Below are 21,204 nucleotides of genomic sequence, written 5' to 3' on the forward strand. Positions count from 1 at the left end.
GCTTCTTCAACAAGAAGCCTACCATGTCCCATCCTCATCGTCCGATCAACGTCAGTCCGAACAGAACGGCCAGCCACAAGCCTGTCGCCGCAACCGCCAGCCGCGGCAAGATGCCCTCATCGGTCAATTGCATGAACAGAATGGCGATAATCGCGGCCTTACCAGCAGCGATCACCAAGTTGAGCGCGGAGTTCAAACCACCAAGGTCGAGGAATGATGAGCCGACCGTCAGACCCAGCAGGGCCAGGAGTCCGAAATAGGCGATGGTGAGTTTGCGAATGTTGCTCATCGGTTGATCAGGTAGAGAACGGGGAACAGAAACACCCAGACGATGTCGACGAAATGCCAGTAAAGGCCGATCGCCCGCACGCGGCGAAGCCGACTGGACTGCGTCGCCCTCGACCAAATCACCAGCATGCCTGCAATGACGACGATGCCACCTATGAGATGCAGTGCGTGCAATGATGTCATCGCGAAATAGAGGCCGAAAAAGAATTCTGCATGCGTGGGATCCGGTCCATCGTAGGTGAACGGCGCCCCAAGCACCGGCGCGATGCCTTCGCGGAATTCCATCGTGTATTCCGCCGCCTTGATGCCGAGGAAAACGAAACCCAGCAGTGCCGTTGCAGCGAGCGACCAAGTCGATGCGCGCCAGCGGCCGCTGCTGGCGAAGAGATGCGCAAGGGCCATGGCGAAACTGGACGAGATCAGCACGACGGTGTTCAGCGTGCCGAGTGGCAGCGACAGGCGGTGTGATGCGGCGGCGAAGGCTGGGCCGTAGCTGATCCTCGCGATCAAGAACACCAGCAGGATCGCGCCGAACAGCATCGCTTCCGAACCGATGAATATCCACATGGCGAACGTATCGGCCGCCTGTTCGCGGGCCGGCGTATCGAAGGCTACGCTTTCGGTCGGCGCGCCCATCAGGCCTCGTCCTTATGCGGACTGAACTTCTCATGTTGCAGCCCCTTCATGTCGTAATCGTAGGCAGGCCTGTTGACCGTCGGCATGACATCGAAATTGTGTGGTGGCGGCGGCGAAGCCGTCTGCCATTCGAGCCCGGTCGCACCCCAGGGATTTGCGGGTGCGCGGGCACCGCGAAACATCGACCAGCCGAGGTAGAACAACGGCATCAGGTAACCCACCGCCAGCACGACGGCGCCGGCCGACGACAGGATGTGCCAGAACTGGAATTCTGGTGGATAGGTGTGATAGCGCCTTGGCATGCCGAGGAAGCCGAGCACGAATTGCGGAAAGAACGTGAGGTTGAATCCGAGAAAGGTGACCGTGGCGGCAATACGGCCCCAGGTTTCGGAATACATGCGGCCAGTCAGCTTGGGCCACCAGAAGTGCAACCCGGCCATGTAGGCCGTCACCATGCCGCCGACCATGATGTAGTGGAAATGCGCGACGACAAAATATGTGTCGTGGACGTGAACGTCGATGGCGAGCGCTGCCAGGAACAGGCCCGCCAATCCGCCGAAGGTGAATAACGCCAGGAAGAACAGCGCGTAGAGCATCGGCGTTTCGAACGTGATCTCGCCCTTGCGCAGCGTCAGGCTCCAGTTGAAGACCTTGATCGCCGAGGGAATGGCGACGCAGAACGACAGGAACGAGAACAGCACGCCTGCATAGGCCGACTGGCCGGAGACGAACATGTGGTGCCCCCAGACCAGAAAGCCGAACACGGCGATCGCCATCGAGGACAGGGCGACGGCCTTGTAGCCGAACAGCGGGCGCCGGCTGAAGCAGGGCAGCACCTCCGAGACCACCCCCATCCCTGGCAGGATCATGATGTAGACGGCGGGGTGCGAATAGAACCAGAAGAGATGCTGGAACAGCAGCGGGTCGCCACCAAGTGCGGGATTGAAGATGCCGATGCCGAACACGCGCTCCAGCACGATCAGGATCAGCGAGGCGGCGAGCACCGGCGTCGCCAGCACCATCACCAGGGCGGTGGCATACATCGTCCATACGAAGATCGGCAACCGGAACCAGGTCAGGCCCGGTGCCCGCAGCGTGTGAATGGTGACGATGAAATTGATGCCCGTCATGATCGTCGAAAAGCCGACGATGAAGACGCCAAGGGCTGCCATCGAGACGAAGCCGTTGGCGTAGAGCGTGGAGAGCGGTGTGTAGAAGGTCCAGCCGGTATCGACGCCGCCGAAGACCACCGAAGCCAGGGCGAACAAGCTGCCGAGCATGAAGACATACCAGCTCGCCAGGTTAAGTCTTGGGAAAGCGAGGTCGCGCGCACCGATCATCAGCGGCAACAGGAAATTGCCGAGCGTGGCGGGGATGGATGGCACCAGGAAGAACCAGACCATGATGATGCCGTGCAGCGAAAACAGCCGGTTGTAGGTGTCATCCGAGACGAGGTCGCCGGCGGGCGTCGCGAGCTCGATCCGTATCAGGACGGCAAAGGCGCCGCCGAGGAAGAAAAAGGCAGTAAGTGAAATGAGATAGAGCCAAGCGACCCGCTTATGATCGGTGGTGAGCAGCCACGCGGCTGGACCGGCACCCTCCCCCAGATAGCTCGACGGCCTCAATGCCTCGGCGCTCATTGGGCTGCCTCGCTCTTGGTCGTCGCCCGGGGCGAAAGAGATTTGAGATAGGCAAGCAGCATCTGCATTTCTCCCTCATCGACCACGCCGTCGAAACTCGGCATCACCGGATCGTAACCGGCGGCGATTTCCTTTTTCGGGTTGAGGATTGAATCGCGGAGATAGCGGTCGTCAGCGATCACCGTTTGCTGATTGTCCAGCGCCACCGGCTGTCCGAAGATACCGGCCAGATCCGGTGCCCTGACCTTGCTGGCATTGCCGTGGCAGCCCGAGCAGCCAAGCGCGCGAAACAACTTTTCACCGTCGGCGGCAAGCGTGTCACCCTGCCCCTGGTCGCCAAGCCACGTAGCATAGGCTTCCGGCGGCATCACCGTCACCCAGCCGCCCATTTCCGAATGCTGGGTGCCGCAATATTGCGCACAAAACAGATGATATTGTCCCGGTTCGTTGGCGATGAACCAGACATGCGTCGTGCGCCCCGGCACGGCATCCTGCTTGACCCGGAAGGCTGGCACGAAGAACGAGTGAATGACGTCCTGCGACGCCAGCGACACGATCACGGCCTTGCCGACCGGCACATGCAGTTCGTTGATCTCGCGCTGGCCGCCGGGATGGCGAAACTCCCACATCCATTGCTTGCCCAGCCCGGAGATTTCGAGCGCGTCGATAGGCGGATGCTCGCGGCGCAGGAACAGCACGGCTCCCCAACCAAAGATAACGAAGGCAATCAACAGGCTGACGACAGTCCAGGTCACTTCCAAGGGCAGGCTGCGCGTGCGCTCGCCGGTTCGGTCCGCCGTGGAACCGGCACGGTATTTGATGGCGTAGAAGACAACGAGGCTGGCGAGGAAAGCGCCCAGCGCAAAGGTGAAAGCGAGCAAGGTGTAGAACAGCGTGTCGACGCTGCCGGCGATCGACGACGCCTCGGGCGGTGTGAAGGGGATGCCGAAGCTCAAGTCCGCCTCCGCCGCGTAAGTATGAAAAGGCTGCCTCCAAGCCCCAAAAGTGTCGCTACGCCTGCCATCTTCACGGCCGCCTCTATTGCGGACGTGTATTGCCCTTTTGACGTATCGAAGCCGGCGCAGAGCAGGAAGACATGGTCGGCGATCGAGCCCAGGCGACCGGCCGATGCCTCGACGAGAGCGAGCTTGAGATCGCGCGGCTCGAAGCTCACCGCCGGCAGCACCTGCGCGATTCGTCCCTGCGGCGTCAGCGCGATGATGGCGATCGGATGGACATACTGGGCGATCCGATCGCGCCGGTCGAAGGTGATGCCCGCTTCGGCCGCAAGCGCGGCACCGGCATCGTCAGGGCTGGTCAGGAACCGCCACGCCGCTAGCCCTTTTTCCCCGGCGGACGGCGCGACTGCCGCTCTTGCGGCGATTGCATCCTGAGCGGTCTCGGAAGGATCTATCGAAACGAAAATCGCCCGGTACGCTTTGGGATCGAGGCCTGTCTTGTTCAGGTCTGAGGCTACCGCCTGCTGAGTGACACCGCAGAGGTTGGGGCATTTGTCGTAACCGAAGACGACAAGCGCCGGACGGCCGTCGAGAATTTCGGACAGACTAATTGCCTTGCCCGAAGTATCGAGAAAGACCTTGTCGAGATCGAGTTGCGCGCCGATCTTCGGATCGAAAGTTGGGCGCTCTACAGCATCGGCCGCGTTTGACGCGAGCAGCGCAGCCAGGACCAGGAGCGATCGTATCATGGCTGGACCCCCGAGGCCGGCGCGGCATGGGCTCGCGGGCCGGTCGCCTCAACGGGCGATCCTTGACCGCCTGCCGTGTCGCATTTGCCGAGTCGTGGCGCACGGCGAACCTGCTGCTCGAGCAAAGCGCATTCCTGCCCTTCCGAAACGACCTGCCGTTTCCAATCAGGAAGTCCCTGAACGGTGATCAGTTTCATCGCGTCTTCGATCGGAATGCGTGCGATGCCGGCATTGCGATCGACCCAGCCGAGCTTGCCCAGTTCCTGATCTTCCTGCTTGCGAAATGCCGTGAGATCGGTTGCAGGCGACACCTGCAATTGTGGAGCTGCGTCTCCAGTCCCGCCACCTGCCAGCGGCCAATATGGCGTCGTGTTGAAAATCAGCTTCAGCGCTATTGCAGCCAGCGCCAAGAAGACGAGCAGACCGGCGCCAAACAGCAGAACTGCCCTTGGCTGCACGTCGCGCGTTTCGGGATGTGCAGCCCTAACCACGGACCTGCCTCCCGTGCCAGAAAGCGATCCGTTTCGGCTCGGACAGGGTCCAAAGGAACCAAGCGCACCACGCGCCGCTGGCACCGGCGACCGCCGCCAGGTCGGTCCAGGATACCGGCGCTCCGGCGGCCGACAGCGCCGGGCGGATGCGCCAGACGACATCAGTGAAATGTCCGGCCAGGACAAACGCACCAAGGCCGAGCAGACCGCGATGGCTGCGCTTGGCCGAGCGGTTGAGGAAGCCCGCGAAGGGCATGACGAATTGCAGCGCGATCAGCATCCACAGCAGGTACTGCCAACCATCCTGGCTGCGCAGGATGTACCAGTGGATTTCTTCGGGCAGGTCACCGGCCCAGATGATGAGCCACTGCATGAAGGACAGGTATGCCCAGATGAGCATGAACCCGAACAGCATGTTGGCGACGTCCTCGCCCAGCGCCACATCGTCCTCACCGGCCGGCACGGTTTCTATTGCGCGGCCCGCCGCCAGTACCGTCAGAGCCAGCGCAAACGCACCAACGACCTCGGCCGCGGCTTCCAGCATGGCATAGATGCTGGAGATGAAGTCGGGCTCGATCGAAAGCATCCAGTCGATGGCAAACACGGTCACGGCGAGACCGTGAACGATGAGCCCGATCGCATAGGGACGGCTCGTCGTGCGCCTTGACCTGTCCTTATCGGGCGCTGTCCACCCACGGATCAGCCAGGCAAGCACCAGCCAGATCAAGGCGCAGACGATGAAGCGAAGGACGAAGAATGGCAGGTTGAGATAGGCGAGTTTTTGCCGCACCGTCTCCGGCAACACAGCTGGATCAGTCCCTGCCCATGGGAAGACGAAATCAAGCCGCACGAGAACAGGCAGAAGCAACAGCAAACCCAGCGGCAAGGTCGCCACAATGGCGCGTAACGGCCCACGCAATGCCTCGCCCCAACGACCGCCCGTCAGCCCGTGCACCAACAGGATCGTCATCGCCCCAAGCGGCAATCCAAGCAGGAAGAGCGCGATTGTCAGCCAGCCGGCCAGCGTGCCCCGCGGATCGAAGAGGAGTCCGATGCTACCCAGCAGAAGCCCCACAGCGGCCAGCAAAACCGCTGGAGCAAGATACCCATCGGGCCATGCGGGACGCCTCATCGCGCGGCCTCCGCATCGAGTTTTGCACGCAGACCGTCCGGGAGCGCGCCGGCGGATGCATGACGCGAATATTGCAGAGCCCTGATGTAGGCGACGATCGCCCAGCGGTCCTTCGGCGGCACACGCCCGGCATATGGATACATAGCGCCATAGCCGTTGGTGATGACGTCGTAGAAATGACGGTCCGGCGCATTGCGCAGCGCATCCTGGTGATAGCTCGGCGGTGCCGGGAAGCCGCGCTGGACCACCATGCCGTGGCCATCTCCGGTGCGGCCATGGCAGGGCGAGCAAAAGATGTCGAAGCGTTGCTGTCCACGCTGGAGCAACTCCATGGTGATCGGATAGGGAAATTTATCCGGCGTTGCCGTGAGGTCGGCATCGCGCGTCATCGTGCCGTCGACCGGCGTCCTCGCCGACATGCCGTCGGCGAACTGTGTGCTGCTCGCGAGAGGATTGTAACGCGGCTGGTCGGCCATATCCTGCTTGCAGCCCGCGATCATCGGGAGGAGCACCAACAGGAGCGTCGCGGCTCTCATGCCTCCACCTCCTCGACCGTTTCGGCGCCAAGCCGCGTAAGCTGCCCTCGCGTGACGCCCTTGCGGTATTTTGGGTCAGCCGCTTCGACGAGCAGATAAAACTTGCCGCCGCGCGCATAGGTGAAGGTCCTGGCGTTGAAGACCGGGTGGTAGTATTGCGGCAGACCGTTTGCCCACAGCATGCCGACGAAACCGGCCAGCGCCGCGCCGAGAATGGCCCCCTCGAACGCGATCACCGTGAAAGGCGGCCAGGAGTGCAGAGGTCGGCCGCCGACATTGATGGGAAAATCCACCTCGACCGAGTAGAGGATCAACGCGTAGACCAGCACCGCGCCGGCAACAGCGCCCGCCAGCACCGCCCATGGCAGCCGCGTCTTTCGCATGCCGAGAATGTCGGCAAGGCCGTGCACCTCGAAGGGCGAGAAAGCATCCATGCGCCGGTAGCCCTTGTCGCGCATCGTCCGGGCCGCCAGCGTCAGCGCATCCGGATCGGCGAAAGCCGCGATGACGCCATAGAGGCTCATGCTGCGCCGCCCTTTTCTTCGGCCAGTTCCTCGACCTCGAAGATGGTGATCGCCGGCAAGATGCGGATGAACAGGAAGACCAGCGCGAAGAAGGTGCCGATCGAGCCGAACAAGATGCCGAAATCCAGCCAGGTCAGCGATTGTTCGCCCCACGAGGACGGCAGGTAGTCGCGGCTCGGGCCAGTGACGACGATGACATAGCGCTCCAGCCACATGCCGATATTGATGACCAGCGCGATGGAAAACAGCAGCGGCATGTTGAGCCGAACACCGCGAAACCACAGCAGCTGCAGGACGACGCAATTGCAAAACAGCATCGTCCAGAACAATGGAGCGTAAGGACCGACGGCGCGTTCGGCCATCATGGCGCGCTCATAGGGCTGACCCGAATACCAGGCAAAAAACGCTTCCGAGGCATAGCCGTAAATGACGATCATGCCGGCGGCGATCATCAGCTTGGCGGCATTCTCCATATGGCGCAGCGTGATCAGATCCTCGACCGCGAACGCCCAGCGCAACGGGATCGCGATCGTCAGCACCATGGCGAAGCCGGAAAGCAGCGCGCCGGCGACGAAATAGGGTGGGAAAATCGTCGAGTGATATCCCGGTGTGATGGCAAAGGTGAAATCGAGCGCGACGATCGAATGCACCGACACGACCAGCGGCGTCGCAAGGGCTGCCATCAGGAAATACACGGTCTGGTAGCGCGCCCAATGGAAGGCCGAACCTCGCCAGCCGAGTGCAAGGATACCGTAAAACACTTGTCCGGCACGCGACTTTGCCCGATCGCGCAGTACGCCGAGATCGGGCACCAGGCCCATGTACCAGAACAGCAAGGAGACGGTGGCGTAGGTGGAGATCGCGGCGAAATCCCAGACCAGCGGACTGCGCCATTGCGGCCAGTGCATGTGCGTGTTGGGCAGCGGCAGCAGCCAATAGAAGAACCACGGCCGGCCAAGATGCAGGATTGGGTAGAGCCCAGCCATTGCCACGGCAAACAGCGTCATCGCCTCGGCGAAACGGTTGATCGAGGCGCGCCAGGGTTGGCGCAAAAGCAGCAGCACGGCCGAGATCAGCGTGCCGGCGTGACCAATACCGATCCACCAGACGAAACTCGAGATCAGCGTGCCCCACACAACAGGGATGTTGATGCCGTAGGCGCCGACACCGACCGAAATCAGGTAGGTGATGGAAAAGAGGAACAGCAGCACAAAGGCGAAGCAGACGAAAAAGGCGGCCCAGAACAGCCGCGGCAGCTTTCCGTCCAGGACAACGGCGCTGATGCGACCGCTGATTTCCGGAAAATCGTGACGACCGCGCAGCACCGGCTGCGGGCGTGGCGATTTTCTACCTCTGGCGGCAACGGCTTCAGCCATGGCCGGTCTCCGTGCCAGGCTTGGCTTCAATCCGGTCGTTGGGATTGGTGATCTTGCCGAGATAAGTGGTGCGCGGCCGCGTGTTCAGCTCCTCGAGCAGCGCATAATTATGCGGCTCGTTCCTTTCGCGCACGACTTTTGATCCCTTCTTGGTAAGGTCACCAAAGCTGATCGCCTGTGTGGGACAGGCTTGCTGGCAAGCGGTGACCACTTCGTCAGCGGCGATCTCCCGGTTCTCGACCTGGGCGCGGATGCGTTTTTCGGAAATGCGCTGGACGCAATAGGTGCATTTTTCCATGACGCCGCGTGAGCGCACGGTGACATCGGGATTGTGCACGGCCTGTTGCGGCCCGGCAGAGTCCTTGTCGAAGTCCTGATAGCCGAAGAAATTGAAGCGCCGCACCTTGTAGGGGCAGTTCTGCGAGCAGTAGCGCGTGCCTATGCAGCGGTTGTAGACCTGCGCGTTCAGCCCGTCATGCGTATGAGTGGTGGCGTTGACGGGACAGACCACCTCGCATGGCGCCTTCTCGCAATGCATGCATGGCACCGGTTGGAAGAAGATGTCGGGATCGTCAACGGTGCCCTCGTAATAGCGGTCGATGCGCAGCCAATGCATTTCATGGCCGCGCGCCGCCTCATCGGGACCGACGGTCGGTATGTTGTTTTCAGCCTGGCACGCCGAAACGCAAGCCATGCAGCCGATACACGCCGACTGGTCGATCGCCATCCCCCAGGCTTCCTGATCGTACCTCCAATCGGGATAGAGCGACTCGGTGGGCGACGCCGGCACATTCTCCCGCACGAAATGCGGATTGTTCCTGAATGTGTCGAGCGTCGCATGGCGCACGATCGCCCTGCCCTCCATCGCCTGATGGTGTTGGGTCGTGATCACGCGCGCGGAACCATCGCGCGCGGTCAACGCGAGGTCATCGGCAAACCAGAGAGCGCCGGCGGTCCGCAACGCAAAAGCATCATAGCCACCGGCCAGCGCGGCAACCGATCCGATCTTGCGCCCAAAGCCAAGCGACAGCGTTACCGTCTCTTCCGGCTGGCCCGGTGTGATCCAGACCGGCGCATCCATATCCTTGCCACCGCGCGCCAGATTGACGATCTGCCCGTTCTCAAGTTGAAGGCGCTCCGCGGTGCCGGGCGAGACCAGAGCCGCGTTGCCCCAGACAAGCTTGCTTAGCGGCCGTGGCAGTTCCTGCAGCCAGGACGAATTGGCGTGGCGGCCGTCACGCAGCCAGGAATCGGCGACGAAGCTGACCTCAAGCCGATCTCCAACAGACGGTCTTGGCGCAACGGCGCCAATATCTGCCGGCATGGTGACGGCGATCGGGATAGCGGCACTGTTCGGGACAACGCCATCGCGCAGAGCCTTGCGCCAGGCCGGCTCATCCATGGCCTTCCATGTCGAGCGCACCAGCGCCCGTGCATCAGCGTTATAATCGCCGCTAAACGCGGCTATCAGCTGATGCAGACTCTTGCCGCCAAACAAGGGCTGGATAAGCGGCTGCACGATCGAAGCCGTGCCGTCATAGGCGCGGATATCGCTCCAACCTTCCAGTTCGTGCGCGGCGGGAATATGCCAGTGCGCTGGGAACGCCGTTTCGTCGCGATAGAGCCCCCAGTGGACAAGAAGCTTTAGCCTGGAGAAGCCCTTGCGGACATCGATGTCCGATGGCGCGGTCTGCAGGGGATTGGAACCGAGCACGACGACCGTGTCGATGGAACCACCCGCGATGGCTTGGCAGAGCATCACAAGGTCGCCATCGCTTGGCATGACATCAGGAGGTTCGATGAATTCCAGCGTGTTGCCGATGGCGCCAAGCCTGGCATTCATGGCAAATGCTGCCGCGTGGACGAACGGTGCCTGGTGCGCACCGGGCACCACGAGTGCGTTGCGCCCCGCGCTGCGAAGATCATCGACAAGCGCAGTTGTCCACATTGGTTCGAGCGGCGACGAACCGGCTGTCCCCTTGTCTCCTTCGAGAGCCGCTTTGAGCGCCTGCGCAATACCTTCGACCGCACTTGGCCTGACGGCACGACGATGATCGGCCGCCGCACCCGTGATCGTCGGCGTGGATTCGATGACGTAGAGACGGCTCATCGTGTCGGTGGATTTACGGACGCGCCGCCGGTTGGCGAAGTCGCGGGCATAGGCCAGACGACTTGGCCCTTCCCCCAGAAAGTCTGCATCCAGACTGACGATCACATCGGCGCGATCGAAATGGTAGATTGGGGTCAACGGCTTGCCGAACAGTTTCGCCGCTGCCTGCTCGCCGGAATTGGCCGCGAGCGCATTGTGTTGGAAGACGCGGAGCTTGGGATATCGGTTCTTAAGCGCTTCAATCTGAGCTTTTGCTGTCGGTGATGTCGTCGCTTCGATCAGCAGAGCCAAGCCTTGTCCGCCTGAGGCGGTCCATCCACCGGCAAGCCCGGCGATATCTTTCAGAAAGTCATCGTAGCTGGCCGGCTCGCCTTGCTTGAGCGGCGTACGCGACCGTTCTGGATCGAACAGCGACAACACCGCAGCCTGCATGACGGCATCGGTTGCACCGTGTGATGCCGGGTGATCCGGATTGCCCTCGACCTTGGTCGGCCGGCCTTCGTGGCTCTCCACCACCGCGCCAATGCCGTAGCCATCGCTGGCGAGTGTTGTCGCATAATAGAGCGGCCTGCCGGGAATAACATTCTCTGGCTGGCGCACGTAAGGCACGATGCGCTGGGCCTCACTGCAGGCCGTCAGACCGGCCAGCGACAGCGACGCGCCCATCAACTTCAGCATCGTTCGGCGATCGACAGTGAGGGGCATGCGTTCGGCAATCGCCGGAAACTCGGCTTGGACAAAGCGCTGAAATTCCGCGCTATCAGCCAGTTCATCCAAGCTTCGCCATGGTCCACGCCCCGCAGCAGCGAGCCGAATTGCTGCAAGGTCGCAGGCCGAGACCGTCTCGATGTCAGCGATGGCAGACATAGCAATCCGTCATGGTCTCGGGGTGGATATCAAGGATACTGATCAGCGACCGCCTTACCTCTTCGATGTCTTGCGGCGGCTTCCAATGCATGAGGAAAACATCCTGCGGCGGGCGAAGATTGGGAGCGGGATCGCGGTGGCAGCCGAGGCACCATTCCATCGAAAGCGAATGCGCCTTTTGCATCAGCGGCATATCGTCGACCTCGCCATGGCAGGTCTCGCAGGAGACACCCTTGGCGATGTGGATCGAATGGTTGAAGTAGACGAAATCTGGCACCGAATTGACGCGTTGCCATTGCAAAGGCTGGCCTGAGGCAAGGCTTGCGCGCACCGGGGCCAGCATGTCGGCATTGGTGAAGAGCTGCGAGTGACAGGTCATGCACACCTCGGTTGCAGGCAGGCCCGCAGAAGCCGACGTCTCGACGCCACTGTGACAGTAACGGCAGTCCAAGCCGATTTCGCCGACATGGTGCTTGTGGCTGAACGGGATGGGTTGGGCGATGGGTTGTCCGACGCCGGTGACAAAGCCTGATCGCAAAAAAGCCGTCCCGCCAATGGCGACAAAAATCGCGAAAAAACACACGCCCCACAACACAAAGCGGGCAATCCCATTGGCATTGCTGGAAAAAACCTGCGGCATCCCCTCGCCGATTTGCATGGAGCCAGATTCTGGATCGACCGCCTAACGGCGGCGATGTGGCAAAGGTTCCGCCAGTGAGAACTGCTCACAAAATGGTGACCCCTGCCCGCGGCTGAAACGCCGCCCGTGCCCGCAACCATGAGCAATGGCTGGCGTTCAAGATGATCACGAACGCTCCATACCTGGAAATCTAGCCATGACACACAGCGCCGCCAATTCGCCCACCACATATCCTAGCCGCTCCCGCTTTGCCTTCTGGTGGACCATATTCGTAGGCGTGTTGCTGTTGATACTTGGCTTGCTGATCGGCGCCGGCGGCGGCTGGCTGATCGCACTGGGCGGTTCCTGGTATTATTTACCAACCGGAATAGCACTCTTGATTTCAGGCGCTCTGCTGTTGCGCAGCAAAATTGCCGGGGTCTGGCTCTATGTCCTGACCTGGATCGCCACGCTCGCCTGGGCCTATTGGGAAGTCGGCATGGATGCTTGGGGGTTGATGCCCCGCGTGCTGGCACCCACCGTCATCCTGGTCTTTGTCCTGTTGACGCTACCCGCCTTCGGCCGTGGACGCATGAAACGGCTTGGCGCCTACGCGACCACATCCGCAGCTCTGGTTCTAACCTGCACATTCGGCTTCTACCATTTCACCATGACGGCACGGTCGCAGGAAGCACCCGCTATCGCCCCTGCTACCACGGCGGCTCCAGCGAACGACGGCACCGGACAGCCCGACACGGCGGTACATCCGGCCGGACGCGATTGGCCAGTCTATGGCGGTTCCGAGCTTGCGACCCGCTATTCCCCGGTCAAGCAGATCAATGCCGATACTGTTTCGCAACTGACCAAGGTCTGGGAATTCCACACCGGTGACATGCCCGACAAGGCGGCCAAGGATAAATATTCGCCGGAAAACACACCGCTTGAGGTGGGCGGTCACCTTTATGCCTGCTCGGCCAAAGGCATCGTCATCTCCGCCGACGCTGCCACCGGCAAGGAGGACTGGCGCTACGATCCGAAGGTCTCGGATGACGCCATCCCCTACGGCGCCAGTTGTCGCGGTGTCGCCTACTACGCCAAGCCGGGGGCCAGGGCAGAGCAGCCCTGCGGTACGCGCATCGTCTGGGGTACGCTCGACGCCAGGCTGATTGCGATTGACGCCAGGAATGGCAAGCTCTGCACCGATTTCGGCCAGCAAGGCATAGTCGACCTCACGCAAGGGCTGGGGAAAACGGTACCAGGCTGGTACTCCGTGACCGCACCGCCGACCATCGTGCGCGGCATCGCCGTGCTTGGTGCGCAGGTTCAGGACGGCCAGGCCGAGGATGCGCCATCGGGTGTCGTGCGTGGTTATGACGTGGTCTCGGGCAAACTCGTGTGGGCCTGGGATATGGGCCATCCCGACCGCACAGGCGCGCCGCCGGAAGGTGATACCTATACACGTGGGACGCCGAATATGTGGACGGTCGCGGCCGCCGATCCGCAACTCGGCTACGTCTATCTGCCGCTCGGCAATGCCGCCGTCGACTACTATGGCGTCGATCGCCAGGATTTCGAAAACCAGTTCAATTCCTCGATCGTCGCCATTGATGTCGCGACAGGCAAACCAATCTGGCATTTCCAGACCGTGCATCACGATCTTTGGGACTACGACCTCGGGTCGCAGCCGACGCTCGTCGATATTCCGGCAGGCAACGGAAAGGTGGCCGCGATCATCGTGCCGAGCAAGCAGGGCCAGATCTACGTGCTCGACCGAAAGACTGGAAAGTCGCTCTTCCCGGTCGAGGAGCGGCCGGTGCCGTCCGGCGGCGTCGAACCGGACAAGCTGTCGAAGACGCAGCCCTATTCGGGCTATGCGCATCTCGACCAACCGGTGCTGACCGAAAAGAAGATGTGGGGCATGAGCCCGCTTGATCAACTTTATTGCCGCATCCAGTTTCGGCAAGCGTTCTACCAGGGAGAGTTCACCCCACCGACGGTCGACAAGCCCTTCATAGAATATCCCGGCTACAATGGCGGTTCCGATTGGGGCAGCGTTGCGGTCGACGCCGACGACGGCATCCTGATTGCCAACTACAACGACATGCCGAACTACAACCAGTTGCTGCCGCGCGAGAAAGCCGACCAGATTGGTTTCAAGTCGATCGAACAGGGCGGCGGTTCCCAGAAATCGAAGGATATGGGCAACCCGCAGATGGGATCTCCCTACGCCATAGCAGTCAACGCCGGCTGGCGGCTATCGACCGGATTGCTTTGCTCCGAACCGCCATACGGCCACATACGCGCCATTGATCTGAAGACGGGCAGGACGCTTTGGGACGAGCCGCTTGGCAGTGCAGTCAACAACGGGCCGTGGGGCATACCGTCGATGCTGCCACTCAACATCGGCACGCCCAACAATGGCGGGCCTCTGGTGACGGCGGGCGGATTGATCTTCATCGCTGCCGCCACGGACAGCAAGCTGCGTGCCATCGACATCAAAACCGGCAAAGTCGTTTGGCAGACCGACCTTCCGGCTGGCGGGCAGACCACGCCGATGACCTATGAGGTCGACGGCAGGCAGTACGTCGTCATTGCTCCCGGTGGCCATCATTTTATGGAGACGAAGATTGGCGATGATGTCATCGCTTATGCACTGCCAAAAGGCTGACCCGAATCCTTTCGATAAGTCGAGATCTTTTGCGCAAACCTTTTCGTCTGAAATGCGCTGTTTCCTCTCCAAGCCAAGGAGACGATGATGCAGATGAAATCGGAAATAGCCGGCGAAGCGGCCAAGCAGCGCCATATCCAACGTGGTGTCGATGCCAAGGACAAATCGAAATCCAATGGCAAGCAGCAAGGCGCCATGCAGGCGGGCGCGCGTCAGTATCCCGAACTCCCCTTCCCCAAGATTTCGCGAATGAGACCTTCTGCTATTACCTTGCGCTGCTACTCCGCCTGCGAGACCGTATCCTGGCCGCTTTCTTCCGCTCTAAGAGGAATGCACGACAATCGGTGTCCCAACGCGCGGTGGAGAATCCCATCGATCGAAGGTCACTATCGATCTTGGCGAGTTCTTCTTGCTCTGCGAGAGTCAGATGCGGCTTTTTCACTCGGCGCCTGACGCGAGCGCATCAGATCTTCGGTGGGCTGGCCCGATGTGGTCTGCAGGCCGAACATGTCGCTGGTGAGAATGCCCGCATAGATAACGTTGGCGAGGAACTGAATGATCTTGATCGTCATGCTGTCTGATCCTTCCGCCCTTCATTTTGGGTAATTTCGGCAAATCCCTGTCGCCACGACGGATAGCGCGGCGACCACCCAAGCTCCCGCTTGGCCTTGGCATTCGATCCCGCGCGCGACTCCGTCATCATGACAACGATGTGCTCTCCCGCCGCCAGTCGGCCAAGCCAAGCCGGCACACGGAACGGTGGTTTTGCGCCGAGCATTGTGGCGAGATCAGGCAGCCAGTCATGCACCGGCGCGGGATCGTCATCGACGATATTGTAGATGCCGTCGCCACGCTCGACCGCGAGCGCCGTCGCTTCCGCAGCATCGGCGATATGCAGAAACGACCACCACGCCGTGCCGCCGCCGATCAGCGGCATGCGGCGCTTGCGGATCTGTTCTATCGTAGAGGGATCGAAAACGCCGGTGTCAGGGCCATAGAACCCGCCATAGCGCAAGACGACGCCAGTTATCTTCGGCGTTGTCGTAACGGCGTGCTCGAGATAGCGGATCGCATCGAACGTGCCGCGATGCTCTTGCGGCGGATTGTCGTCGAGCGGATCGTCCTCGGTTTTCACATATCCGCCGACACGCGCATAAGGCCAGCCGCAGAAGCTTTGCGCGATCATCCGTTTCACGCCGCAGTCACGCGCGGCCGCAAGCAAATGGTCGGTTCCAAGGGTGCGCAGCCGGTTGCTGCCGGCGAAGGCGCGATCGAAGTGGCGCAGGTCCGAGGCGCCTTTCAAATCCGTCAGTTCGTGCACGATCACATCCGGACGTGCGGCAATGACCGCGGCATAAACGGCTTTCTGATCGAGCGCGTCGGCAACGACAGGCTCGGCGCCGAGCTCCCGCAGGAGGCCGGTCTTAGCTGGTGTTCGCGTCAATCCGACGACGCTGTGACCTTTGCCGATCAGGAGTGGAACCAGACTGCGTCCAACGGCGCCGGTCGCGCCTGCAACGAAAATGCGCATGGCATCACCTCTTGGCTTGATAACCTACCTCAAAGTAGGTTAGTATTGTTGCCGATGGATTCAAGGGTAAGAAAGCGTCTGAGCGCCGAGGCGCGTCGGGCCAGGATCGTCGAAGCGGCTGTCTCCGCCTTTGCCCGCGACGGCTACGACGCCACGAAAATGGACAGCATCGCGACAGGCGCAGGGATCACCAAGCCGGTGCTCTACGACCATTTTCCGTCGAAGCAGGCGCTGTTCGTGGCGGTATTGGAGTCGATCCGCGACGGCCTGATCGCCAGAGGCAAGGCGATCGTGCGAGACGACGGCGACCCGGAGCAAAAATTCCGCCGCTCGGTCGACGCCTTTCTGGAATTCGTAGAGCAGGCACCGGATGCCGCACGGGTGCTGCTGACGGTTCCCGCCGGAAATCCGGTCGCGGCGAAGGTTTCGCGCGAGGTCCAGGCGGGCGCGTCCGCCGGTATCGCCGCCCTGCTGGCGGAGTTCATGCCCGGCCGTATGCCGTGGCATCGACAGGCGACGGCGGCATTTCTGAAAGAGGGTCTCCACGCGGTGGCCGTGTGGTGGCTCGATCATCCGGGTCCAAGCCGCGAGGAAATCACGGACATCGTCCTGGATGCCGCATGGCTGGGATTGCGAGGACAAGCGCGCTGACGGTGCGCAAGAAAGATCGAGCGATCCCGAGACGTGAACGGAGCCTCAGGGGGTTCCAAGGACACAGGAGCGCTTTATGATGACGTCCAGTCGACCCGATCATTATGCACTTGCCGAAACGTTGAGGCTCAGGGTTCTTGAAGGGTCAGGCGAGACCGACCCGGCGCTGCGGCAAAGGACAGCAGCACGCGCAGCAGGTGGACCGCCGATAGAAGCGCCATACGACGATCTTGCCCGCCAGATCGGCGAATCGGCATCCGGCACGACGGATGCACAGGTCGCGGATGTTCTGGCTGCCGCCCGAAGCGAGAAGGCCGCCTTCGAGCTGATCGCGGCCGCGGCGACCGGAGCGGCCCTGCTGCGCTGGGAGCGTGCGATCAAAGCTCTTGAGGAGGCTCGTCATGCGTCTGCCTGAAATCGATCGCGGTGACACGGTCACGCATCGCCTGCTCATCGGCTTCATTTCCATAGTTTCGCGAATGCGGCTGCCGGATGCCGCTCGCGTGGCGTTCTATCACAAGGAATTCTTCAGCACGCCAATGGGCGCATGGACGCACGCGGCCATGCGCGGTCCGAGCCCATGGAGCGTCGCGGAGCGTGAGCTGATGGCCGCCATGGTCGCGAAATGGAATGCGAGCGCCTTTTGCATCGGTGCCCACGGCGCCGTCGCGGCGAAGACGATGAAACGGCCATCGGTCGATGCCGTGCTCGCCGATTTCCGCTCTGCGCCGATTTCCCCGGCGCTCAAGGCAGCGCTGGTGTTCCTTGAGACCATGACGCTGCGCCCAATGGAGTTGTCGGCGGAACACGCAGCGGCGGCCCTTCGTTCGGGGGTGACGGATGACGCTCTACTTGACGCGATCGCCGTGGCGACGGTCTTCAACATCATCGCGCGCTACGCCGATGCCCTCGATTTCGCTATGCCTTCGGCGGAGGAATTCGATCGTGCCGCCACCATGCTGCTCAAGCGTGGTTATGCCGCATAGGGCTGCAAACGAAAGAGGTGATCCATGAGGGATCTTGCACTTCAGATCGCAGGCGCGTTGGCGATCTTCGTCGCCGTGGTGCATGGCGCCGTGGCCGAATTGCAGGTGTTTCCGAAGGTCCACATCGAGTCGCGCCGAAGCCAGCGCCTGCTCCGCATGGTTTGGCAGGCCAGTACGATCGATTGGATCTGCATCGGCGCACTGCTGATCGTGGCGCCTACTCTGGGATCCGAAAGCGCCCGGCGCTGGATCATCGCGGCGGCTGTCGTCGCTTACGGTTACGCAGCGATCGGCAACGCTGTCGCCAGCCGCGGCAGGCATGTCGGCTGTTACCTGATGGGCCTGGTCGTCGGGCTGTCGCTGATGGGCCTGTAGAAACCAGCGGAGGTCATGATGCGATTACTGATGCGCACCCTCAAGGCGATGATCCTCGGCCTCATCGTCTTGGGCTTTCTCATTTTCGTACCGGCCGGCACTCTGGCCTATTGGCAAGGATGGGCGTTCATCGTCGTCTTCACTCTTTCGACCAATGCGATAGGCCTCTATCTCGCCTTGACCGACCCGGCCCTGCTTGAACGCCGCATGAAGGCGGGACCTGTCGCGGAAGCCAGGCCCGCCCAGAAGATCATCATCACGATGGCTTTCATCCTCTTGTGCCTGGTGCTGGTGGCCTCGGTGCTCGACCATCGTTTCGGCTGGTCGCAGGTTCCTGCCTGGCTCTCGGTCCTCGGGAACGCACTCGTGGCGTTTGGACTGATGATCGATTTGCGTGTCTTTCGCGAAAACAGCTATGGGGCCTCGACCATCGAGAAGATGGAAGGGCAGACGGTGATCACGACCGGCCCCTACGCCATTGTCCGACACCCGATGTACTTTGGTGTCCTGATCATGGTGCTCGGAACGCCTTTGGCGCTCGGCTCCTGGTGGGGCATGATTTTCGTGATTCCCACCCTCCTGATCCTGGTGTTGCGCATCCTCGACGAGGAAACGATGCTGCGTGACGAATTGGACGGTTACGACGCGTACGCGCGCGATGTGCGCTATCGGCTATTGCCCGGCATGTGGTGAGAAAATCGCTCGTGAACCGCCCCGAGCTTTTCGTGGAAAACGTCAGCACACCATGGTTCTGGCAGCAGCGACATTTGCCATTTGACTTAGCCGCGAACAGCATCGCCGATGCCGACATCGACGAAAGGCCGTACGTCGGCTTTGTCATTCCGATTGGCCAAAACCGCTACCGCGCGGTATCCAATACTGATGGTGCGCTTGCCCGCATCCCTGGCGTTTACAGGGTCGTCCGTCTTTTGCGGACTCACCGGTTCCACATTCCCGTGCGGCAAGCGATGCGCTACCAGACTACGTTCCTGGGTGGCGATGCCACGCATGCACATTTTCCGCTGGGCGCCGGTGGCATGAGTCTCGGCATTGAAGATGCGGCATGTTTTGCCAGGCGTTTCGTCGAAGGCACGCTTGCCGGCTGCTCTGGTGAGCGATGGCTGGTAGGGCGGCACTGGATCAAACTCAGCGAGCGTGTCTTGTCGGTGGCGCAATCGGACAGTCCTGTCCTGCAGACATTCAGGAATGCGGCTTTTCAGGTGATCGGCCGCTTGCCCACACTGCAACGGCCATTTCTCGAGCGTGTCGCCGATTTGAAGGAATGGAGCGTCGGCCATAAACCTTTTCGTCTGAAATGCGTTGTTCCCTCTCCAAGCCAAGGAGACGATGATGCAGATGAAATCGGAAGTAGCCGGCGAAGCGGCCAAACAGCGCCATATCCAACGTGGTGTCGATGCCAAGGACAAATCAAAAGCCAATGGCAAGCAGCAAGGCGCCATGCAGGCCGGCGCCCGCGAGTATCCCGAGCCCCCCTTCCCCGAGCAACATCAGCCGAAACCGGGACATGAATGGGCGATTGAGCCGGCCCCTCTATACGATGCGCCGTACTATCTCGGGTCGAAAAAACTCGAAGACAAAGTAGCGCTCATCACGGGCGGCGATTCCGGCATCGGCCGTTCGGTGGCAGTTCTGTTCGCCCGTGAGGGCGCCGACATCGCGATCATCTATCTCGCGGAAGACAAGGATGCCGGAGAGACCAAATCCGCAGTGGAGAAGGAGGGACGACGCTGCATTCTGGTCAAGGGCGACGTTAGCGATCGCGATCACTGCCGCAACGCGGTGGCCGAGACCGTGAAGGAATTTGGCCGCATCGACGTGCTGGTCAACAATGCAGCCTTCCAGATCCATTCCAGCGATTTCAGCGACCTGACCGAGGAACATTTCGATACGACGCTGAAGACAAATCTCTACGGCTATTTCCATATGGCACAGGAAGCAGTGCCGCACATGAAAGCCGGTTCTGCCATCATCAACACCGGTTCGGTAACCGGCATCGACGGTTCAAAGCAACTGGTCGACTATTCCATGACCAAGGGGGGCATTCACGCCTTCACGCGCGCGCTCTCGGGCAATCTGATCGGCAAGGGAATAAGGGTAAACGCGGTTGCGCCAGGTCCGGTGTGGACACCGCTCAATCCGTCGGACAAAGAAGCAGACGACGTGTCAAAATTCGGCGCGGACACGCCAATGAAACGACCTGCGCAACCAGAAGAACTCGCGCCGGCCTATGTCTTCCTCGCTTCGCCGCATTGCTCCAGCTACATCACCGGCGAAATCTTGCCGGTGGTCGGCGGTTACTGACAGCGTGGAACGTAAGCAATCAGCGGCTTCGGGTGTCGACCCGTCTCGCTGAGATTGCTCAGCGCGGGCTGGCCGGCGTATGCCGGCCAGCCAATGGAGTTGCCTTATTCGGCCGCCTGCAGGTTGATCTTGCTTTCCGCCATTTCGGTGAGCTTGCGATCGGTCGCCTGTTCTTCTCTGAGGTTCTTGGCCAGCACGTTGGCGCAGTCAGTGCGGCCAAGCTCCTTGGCCCAGGCAATCAGCGTGCCATAGCGGGTCATTTCATAGTGCTCGACGGCCTGTGCTGATGCAATCAGCGCCGCGTCCAGAACTTCCTTATCGTCGACGTCGCCGCTCACATCATCGGCTTCCTCGAGAATGCCGTCGATTGCCGGGCAGTTGACCTCCTTGGCCTTGACGCCGTGCAACTCGAACACCTCTTCGACGCGTTCGATATGGCCCCTGGTCTGGCCGAGATGTTTTTCGAATCCGGCTTTCAATTGGCGGTCGGTTGCCTTGTCGATCATCTTCGGCAGCGCTTTCTCGATCTGCTTTTCGGCGTAGTAGATGTCGCGCAACGTGTGCACGAAGAGATCATCGAGTGTCTTGATGTCCTTCGAAAAGAAACCCATGGCCTTGCCTTTCATTACGCTCAGTGTGGATTTCGGCGGCGGGTTTGCATGCCGCCCGCAAAGGCCGGGACTATGGTCCCGGCTTGTCGGTCAACGTGCCGATACCGCATGGGTTCCTGATTTCCGGGCGGAG

The 21,204-nt window shown here is 61.2% G+C and carries 22 protein-coding genes and 2 pseudogenes; 8 read left to right on the top strand and 16 right to left on the bottom strand.

The annotated features are described in order from the left end of the window. Positions 1 to 34 precede the first annotated feature (34 nt). The 13 genes and pseudogenes from AC1VON_RS22655 to AC1VON_RS22715 form a co-directional block, all read right to left on the bottom strand. On the bottom strand, positions 35 to 289 hold the full coding sequence (locus AC1VON_RS22655; RefSeq protein ID WP_483124893.1) for a cytochrome C oxidase subunit IV family protein: 255 nt from the start codon (positions 287 to 289) through the stop codon (positions 35 to 37). Next, complete coding sequence (locus AC1VON_RS22660; protein ID WP_483124894.1) at positions 286 to 924, bottom strand: cytochrome c oxidase subunit 3; 639 nt, start codon at positions 922 to 924, stop codon at positions 286 to 288. Before AC1VON_RS22660 ends, AC1VON_RS22655 begins: the two co-directional genes overlap by 4 nt. After that, the gene (gene ctaD, locus AC1VON_RS22665; RefSeq protein WP_483124895.1) at positions 924 to 2,564 is read right to left on the bottom strand and encodes a cytochrome c oxidase subunit I; all 1,641 of its coding nucleotides are present in this window, start codon (positions 2,562 to 2,564) and stop codon (positions 924 to 926) included. The genes AC1VON_RS22660 and ctaD overlap by 1 nt, the downstream gene beginning before the upstream one ends. After that, on the bottom strand, positions 2,561 to 3,520 hold the full coding sequence (gene coxB / locus AC1VON_RS22670; RefSeq protein ID WP_483124896.1) for a cytochrome c oxidase subunit II: 960 nt from the start codon (positions 3,518 to 3,520) through the stop codon (positions 2,561 to 2,563). Before coxB ends, ctaD begins: the two co-directional genes overlap by 4 nt. Further along, a complete protein-coding gene (locus AC1VON_RS22675) occupies positions 3,517 to 4,272 on the bottom strand; it encodes an SCO family protein (protein ID WP_483124897.1) in 756 nt (251 codons plus the stop codon). Before AC1VON_RS22675 ends, coxB begins: the two co-directional genes overlap by 4 nt. Beyond that, positions 4,269 to 4,682: a hypothetical protein gene (locus AC1VON_RS22680; RefSeq protein ID WP_483124898.1), complete on the bottom strand. Its 414-nt coding sequence runs from the start codon at positions 4,680 to 4,682 to the stop codon at positions 4,269 to 4,271. Before AC1VON_RS22680 ends, AC1VON_RS22675 begins: the two co-directional genes overlap by 4 nt. Before the next feature lie 73 nt (positions 4,683 to 4,755). Next, positions 4,756 to 5,895, bottom strand: a complete 1,140-nt coding sequence (locus AC1VON_RS22685; protein ID WP_483124899.1) for a hypothetical protein — start codon at positions 5,893 to 5,895, stop codon at positions 4,756 to 4,758. Then, entirely contained in the window at positions 5,892 to 6,431 is a 540-nt protein-coding gene (locus AC1VON_RS22690) for a c-type cytochrome (RefSeq protein ID WP_483124900.1), read from the bottom strand. The genes AC1VON_RS22685 and AC1VON_RS22690 overlap by 4 nt, the downstream gene beginning before the upstream one ends. Continuing rightward, entirely contained in the window at positions 6,428 to 6,955 is a 528-nt protein-coding gene (locus AC1VON_RS22695) for a DUF3341 domain-containing protein (RefSeq protein ID WP_483124901.1), read from the bottom strand. Before AC1VON_RS22695 ends, AC1VON_RS22690 begins: the two co-directional genes overlap by 4 nt. Further along, positions 6,952 to 8,331, bottom strand: a complete 1,380-nt coding sequence (gene nrfD, locus AC1VON_RS22700) for an NrfD/PsrC family molybdoenzyme membrane anchor subunit (protein WP_483124902.1) — start codon at positions 8,329 to 8,331, stop codon at positions 6,952 to 6,954. Before nrfD ends, AC1VON_RS22695 begins: the two co-directional genes overlap by 4 nt. Then, positions 8,324 to 11,119 carry a 4Fe-4S dicluster domain-containing protein gene (locus AC1VON_RS22705; RefSeq protein WP_483126358.1) on the bottom strand — a complete coding sequence of 932 codons (2,796 nt, stop codon included), beginning with the start codon at positions 11,117 to 11,119 and terminating at the stop codon, positions 8,324 to 8,326. Before AC1VON_RS22705 ends, nrfD begins: the two co-directional genes overlap by 8 nt. Positions 11,120 to 11,122: 3 nt before the next feature. Next, a pseudogene (locus tag AC1VON_RS22710) lies at positions 11,123 to 11,308 on the bottom strand (TAT-variant-translocated molybdopterin oxidoreductase); the annotation flags it as partial. Next, the gene (locus AC1VON_RS22715) at positions 11,292 to 11,948 is read right to left on the bottom strand and encodes a cytochrome c3 family protein (RefSeq protein ID WP_483126359.1); all 657 of its coding nucleotides are present in this window, start codon (positions 11,946 to 11,948) and stop codon (positions 11,292 to 11,294) included. The gene AC1VON_RS22715 and the pseudogene AC1VON_RS22710, both read right to left, overlap by 17 nt. A gap of 196 nt (positions 11,949 to 12,144) precedes the next feature. Between AC1VON_RS22715 and AC1VON_RS22720 the strand changes: the two genes are divergently transcribed. After that, positions 12,145 to 14,595 carry a membrane-bound PQQ-dependent dehydrogenase, glucose/quinate/shikimate family gene (locus AC1VON_RS22720; protein WP_483124903.1) on the top strand — a complete coding sequence of 817 codons (2,451 nt, stop codon included), beginning with the start codon at positions 12,145 to 12,147 and terminating at the stop codon, positions 14,593 to 14,595. 386 nt (positions 14,596 to 14,981) lie between these two features. On the opposite strand, the gene AC1VON_RS22725 is transcribed toward AC1VON_RS22720, so the two are convergent. Beyond that, complete coding sequence (locus AC1VON_RS22725; RefSeq protein ID WP_483124904.1) at positions 14,982 to 15,167, bottom strand: hypothetical protein; 186 nt, start codon at positions 15,165 to 15,167, stop codon at positions 14,982 to 14,984. Then, positions 15,164 to 16,126, bottom strand: a complete 963-nt coding sequence (locus tag AC1VON_RS22730; RefSeq protein WP_483124905.1) for an NAD-dependent epimerase/dehydratase family protein — start codon at positions 16,124 to 16,126, stop codon at positions 15,164 to 15,166. Before AC1VON_RS22730 ends, AC1VON_RS22725 begins: the two co-directional genes overlap by 4 nt. Before the next feature lie 54 nt (positions 16,127 to 16,180). Here AC1VON_RS22730 and AC1VON_RS22735 point away from each other — a divergent pair, with 54 nt between their 5' ends. The 7 genes and pseudogenes from AC1VON_RS22735 to AC1VON_RS22765 all read left to right on the top strand — a co-directional run bounded on the left by AC1VON_RS22735 (position 16,181) and on the right by AC1VON_RS22765 (position 20,460). Continuing rightward, complete coding sequence (locus tag AC1VON_RS22735) at positions 16,181 to 16,777, top strand: TetR/AcrR family transcriptional regulator (RefSeq protein ID WP_483126360.1); 597 nt, start codon at positions 16,181 to 16,183, stop codon at positions 16,775 to 16,777. Between the two features lie 79 nt (positions 16,778 to 16,856). Beyond that, on the top strand, positions 16,857 to 17,192 hold the full coding sequence (locus AC1VON_RS22740) for a hypothetical protein (protein ID WP_483124906.1): 336 nt from the start codon (positions 16,857 to 16,859) through the stop codon (positions 17,190 to 17,192). Next, on the top strand, positions 17,179 to 17,763 hold the full coding sequence (locus AC1VON_RS22745; protein WP_483124907.1) for a carboxymuconolactone decarboxylase family protein: 585 nt from the start codon (positions 17,179 to 17,181) through the stop codon (positions 17,761 to 17,763). Before AC1VON_RS22740 ends, AC1VON_RS22745 begins: the two co-directional genes overlap by 14 nt. A 24-nt stretch (positions 17,764 to 17,787) precedes the next feature. Continuing rightward, positions 17,788 to 18,138: a hypothetical protein gene (locus AC1VON_RS22750; protein ID WP_483124908.1), complete on the top strand. Its 351-nt coding sequence runs from the start codon at positions 17,788 to 17,790 to the stop codon at positions 18,136 to 18,138. 18 nt (positions 18,139 to 18,156) lie between these two features. After that, positions 18,157 to 18,831 (top strand): methyltransferase family protein, encoded by a 675-nt coding sequence (locus AC1VON_RS22755; protein ID WP_483124909.1) that lies wholly within the window; start codon positions 18,157 to 18,159, stop codon positions 18,829 to 18,831. A gap of 275 nt (positions 18,832 to 19,106) precedes the next feature. Continuing rightward, a pseudogene (locus AC1VON_RS22760) lies at positions 19,107 to 19,157 on the top strand (hypothetical protein); the annotation flags it as partial. A gap of 331 nt (positions 19,158 to 19,488) precedes the next feature. Next, positions 19,489 to 20,460 carry an SDR family oxidoreductase gene (locus tag AC1VON_RS22765; protein ID WP_483124910.1) on the top strand — a complete coding sequence of 324 codons (972 nt, stop codon included), beginning with the start codon at positions 19,489 to 19,491 and terminating at the stop codon, positions 20,458 to 20,460. Positions 20,461 to 20,564: 104 nt separating this feature from the next. Here AC1VON_RS22765 and AC1VON_RS22770 read toward each other — a convergent pair whose 3' ends face one another. Next, on the bottom strand, positions 20,565 to 21,071 hold the full coding sequence (locus AC1VON_RS22770; protein ID WP_172228339.1) for a YciE/YciF ferroxidase family protein: 507 nt from the start codon (positions 21,069 to 21,071) through the stop codon (positions 20,565 to 20,567). Positions 21,072 to 21,204: the final 133 nt, after the last annotated feature.

This window comes from Mesorhizobium sp. HAY1-8B (assembly GCF_056868045.1).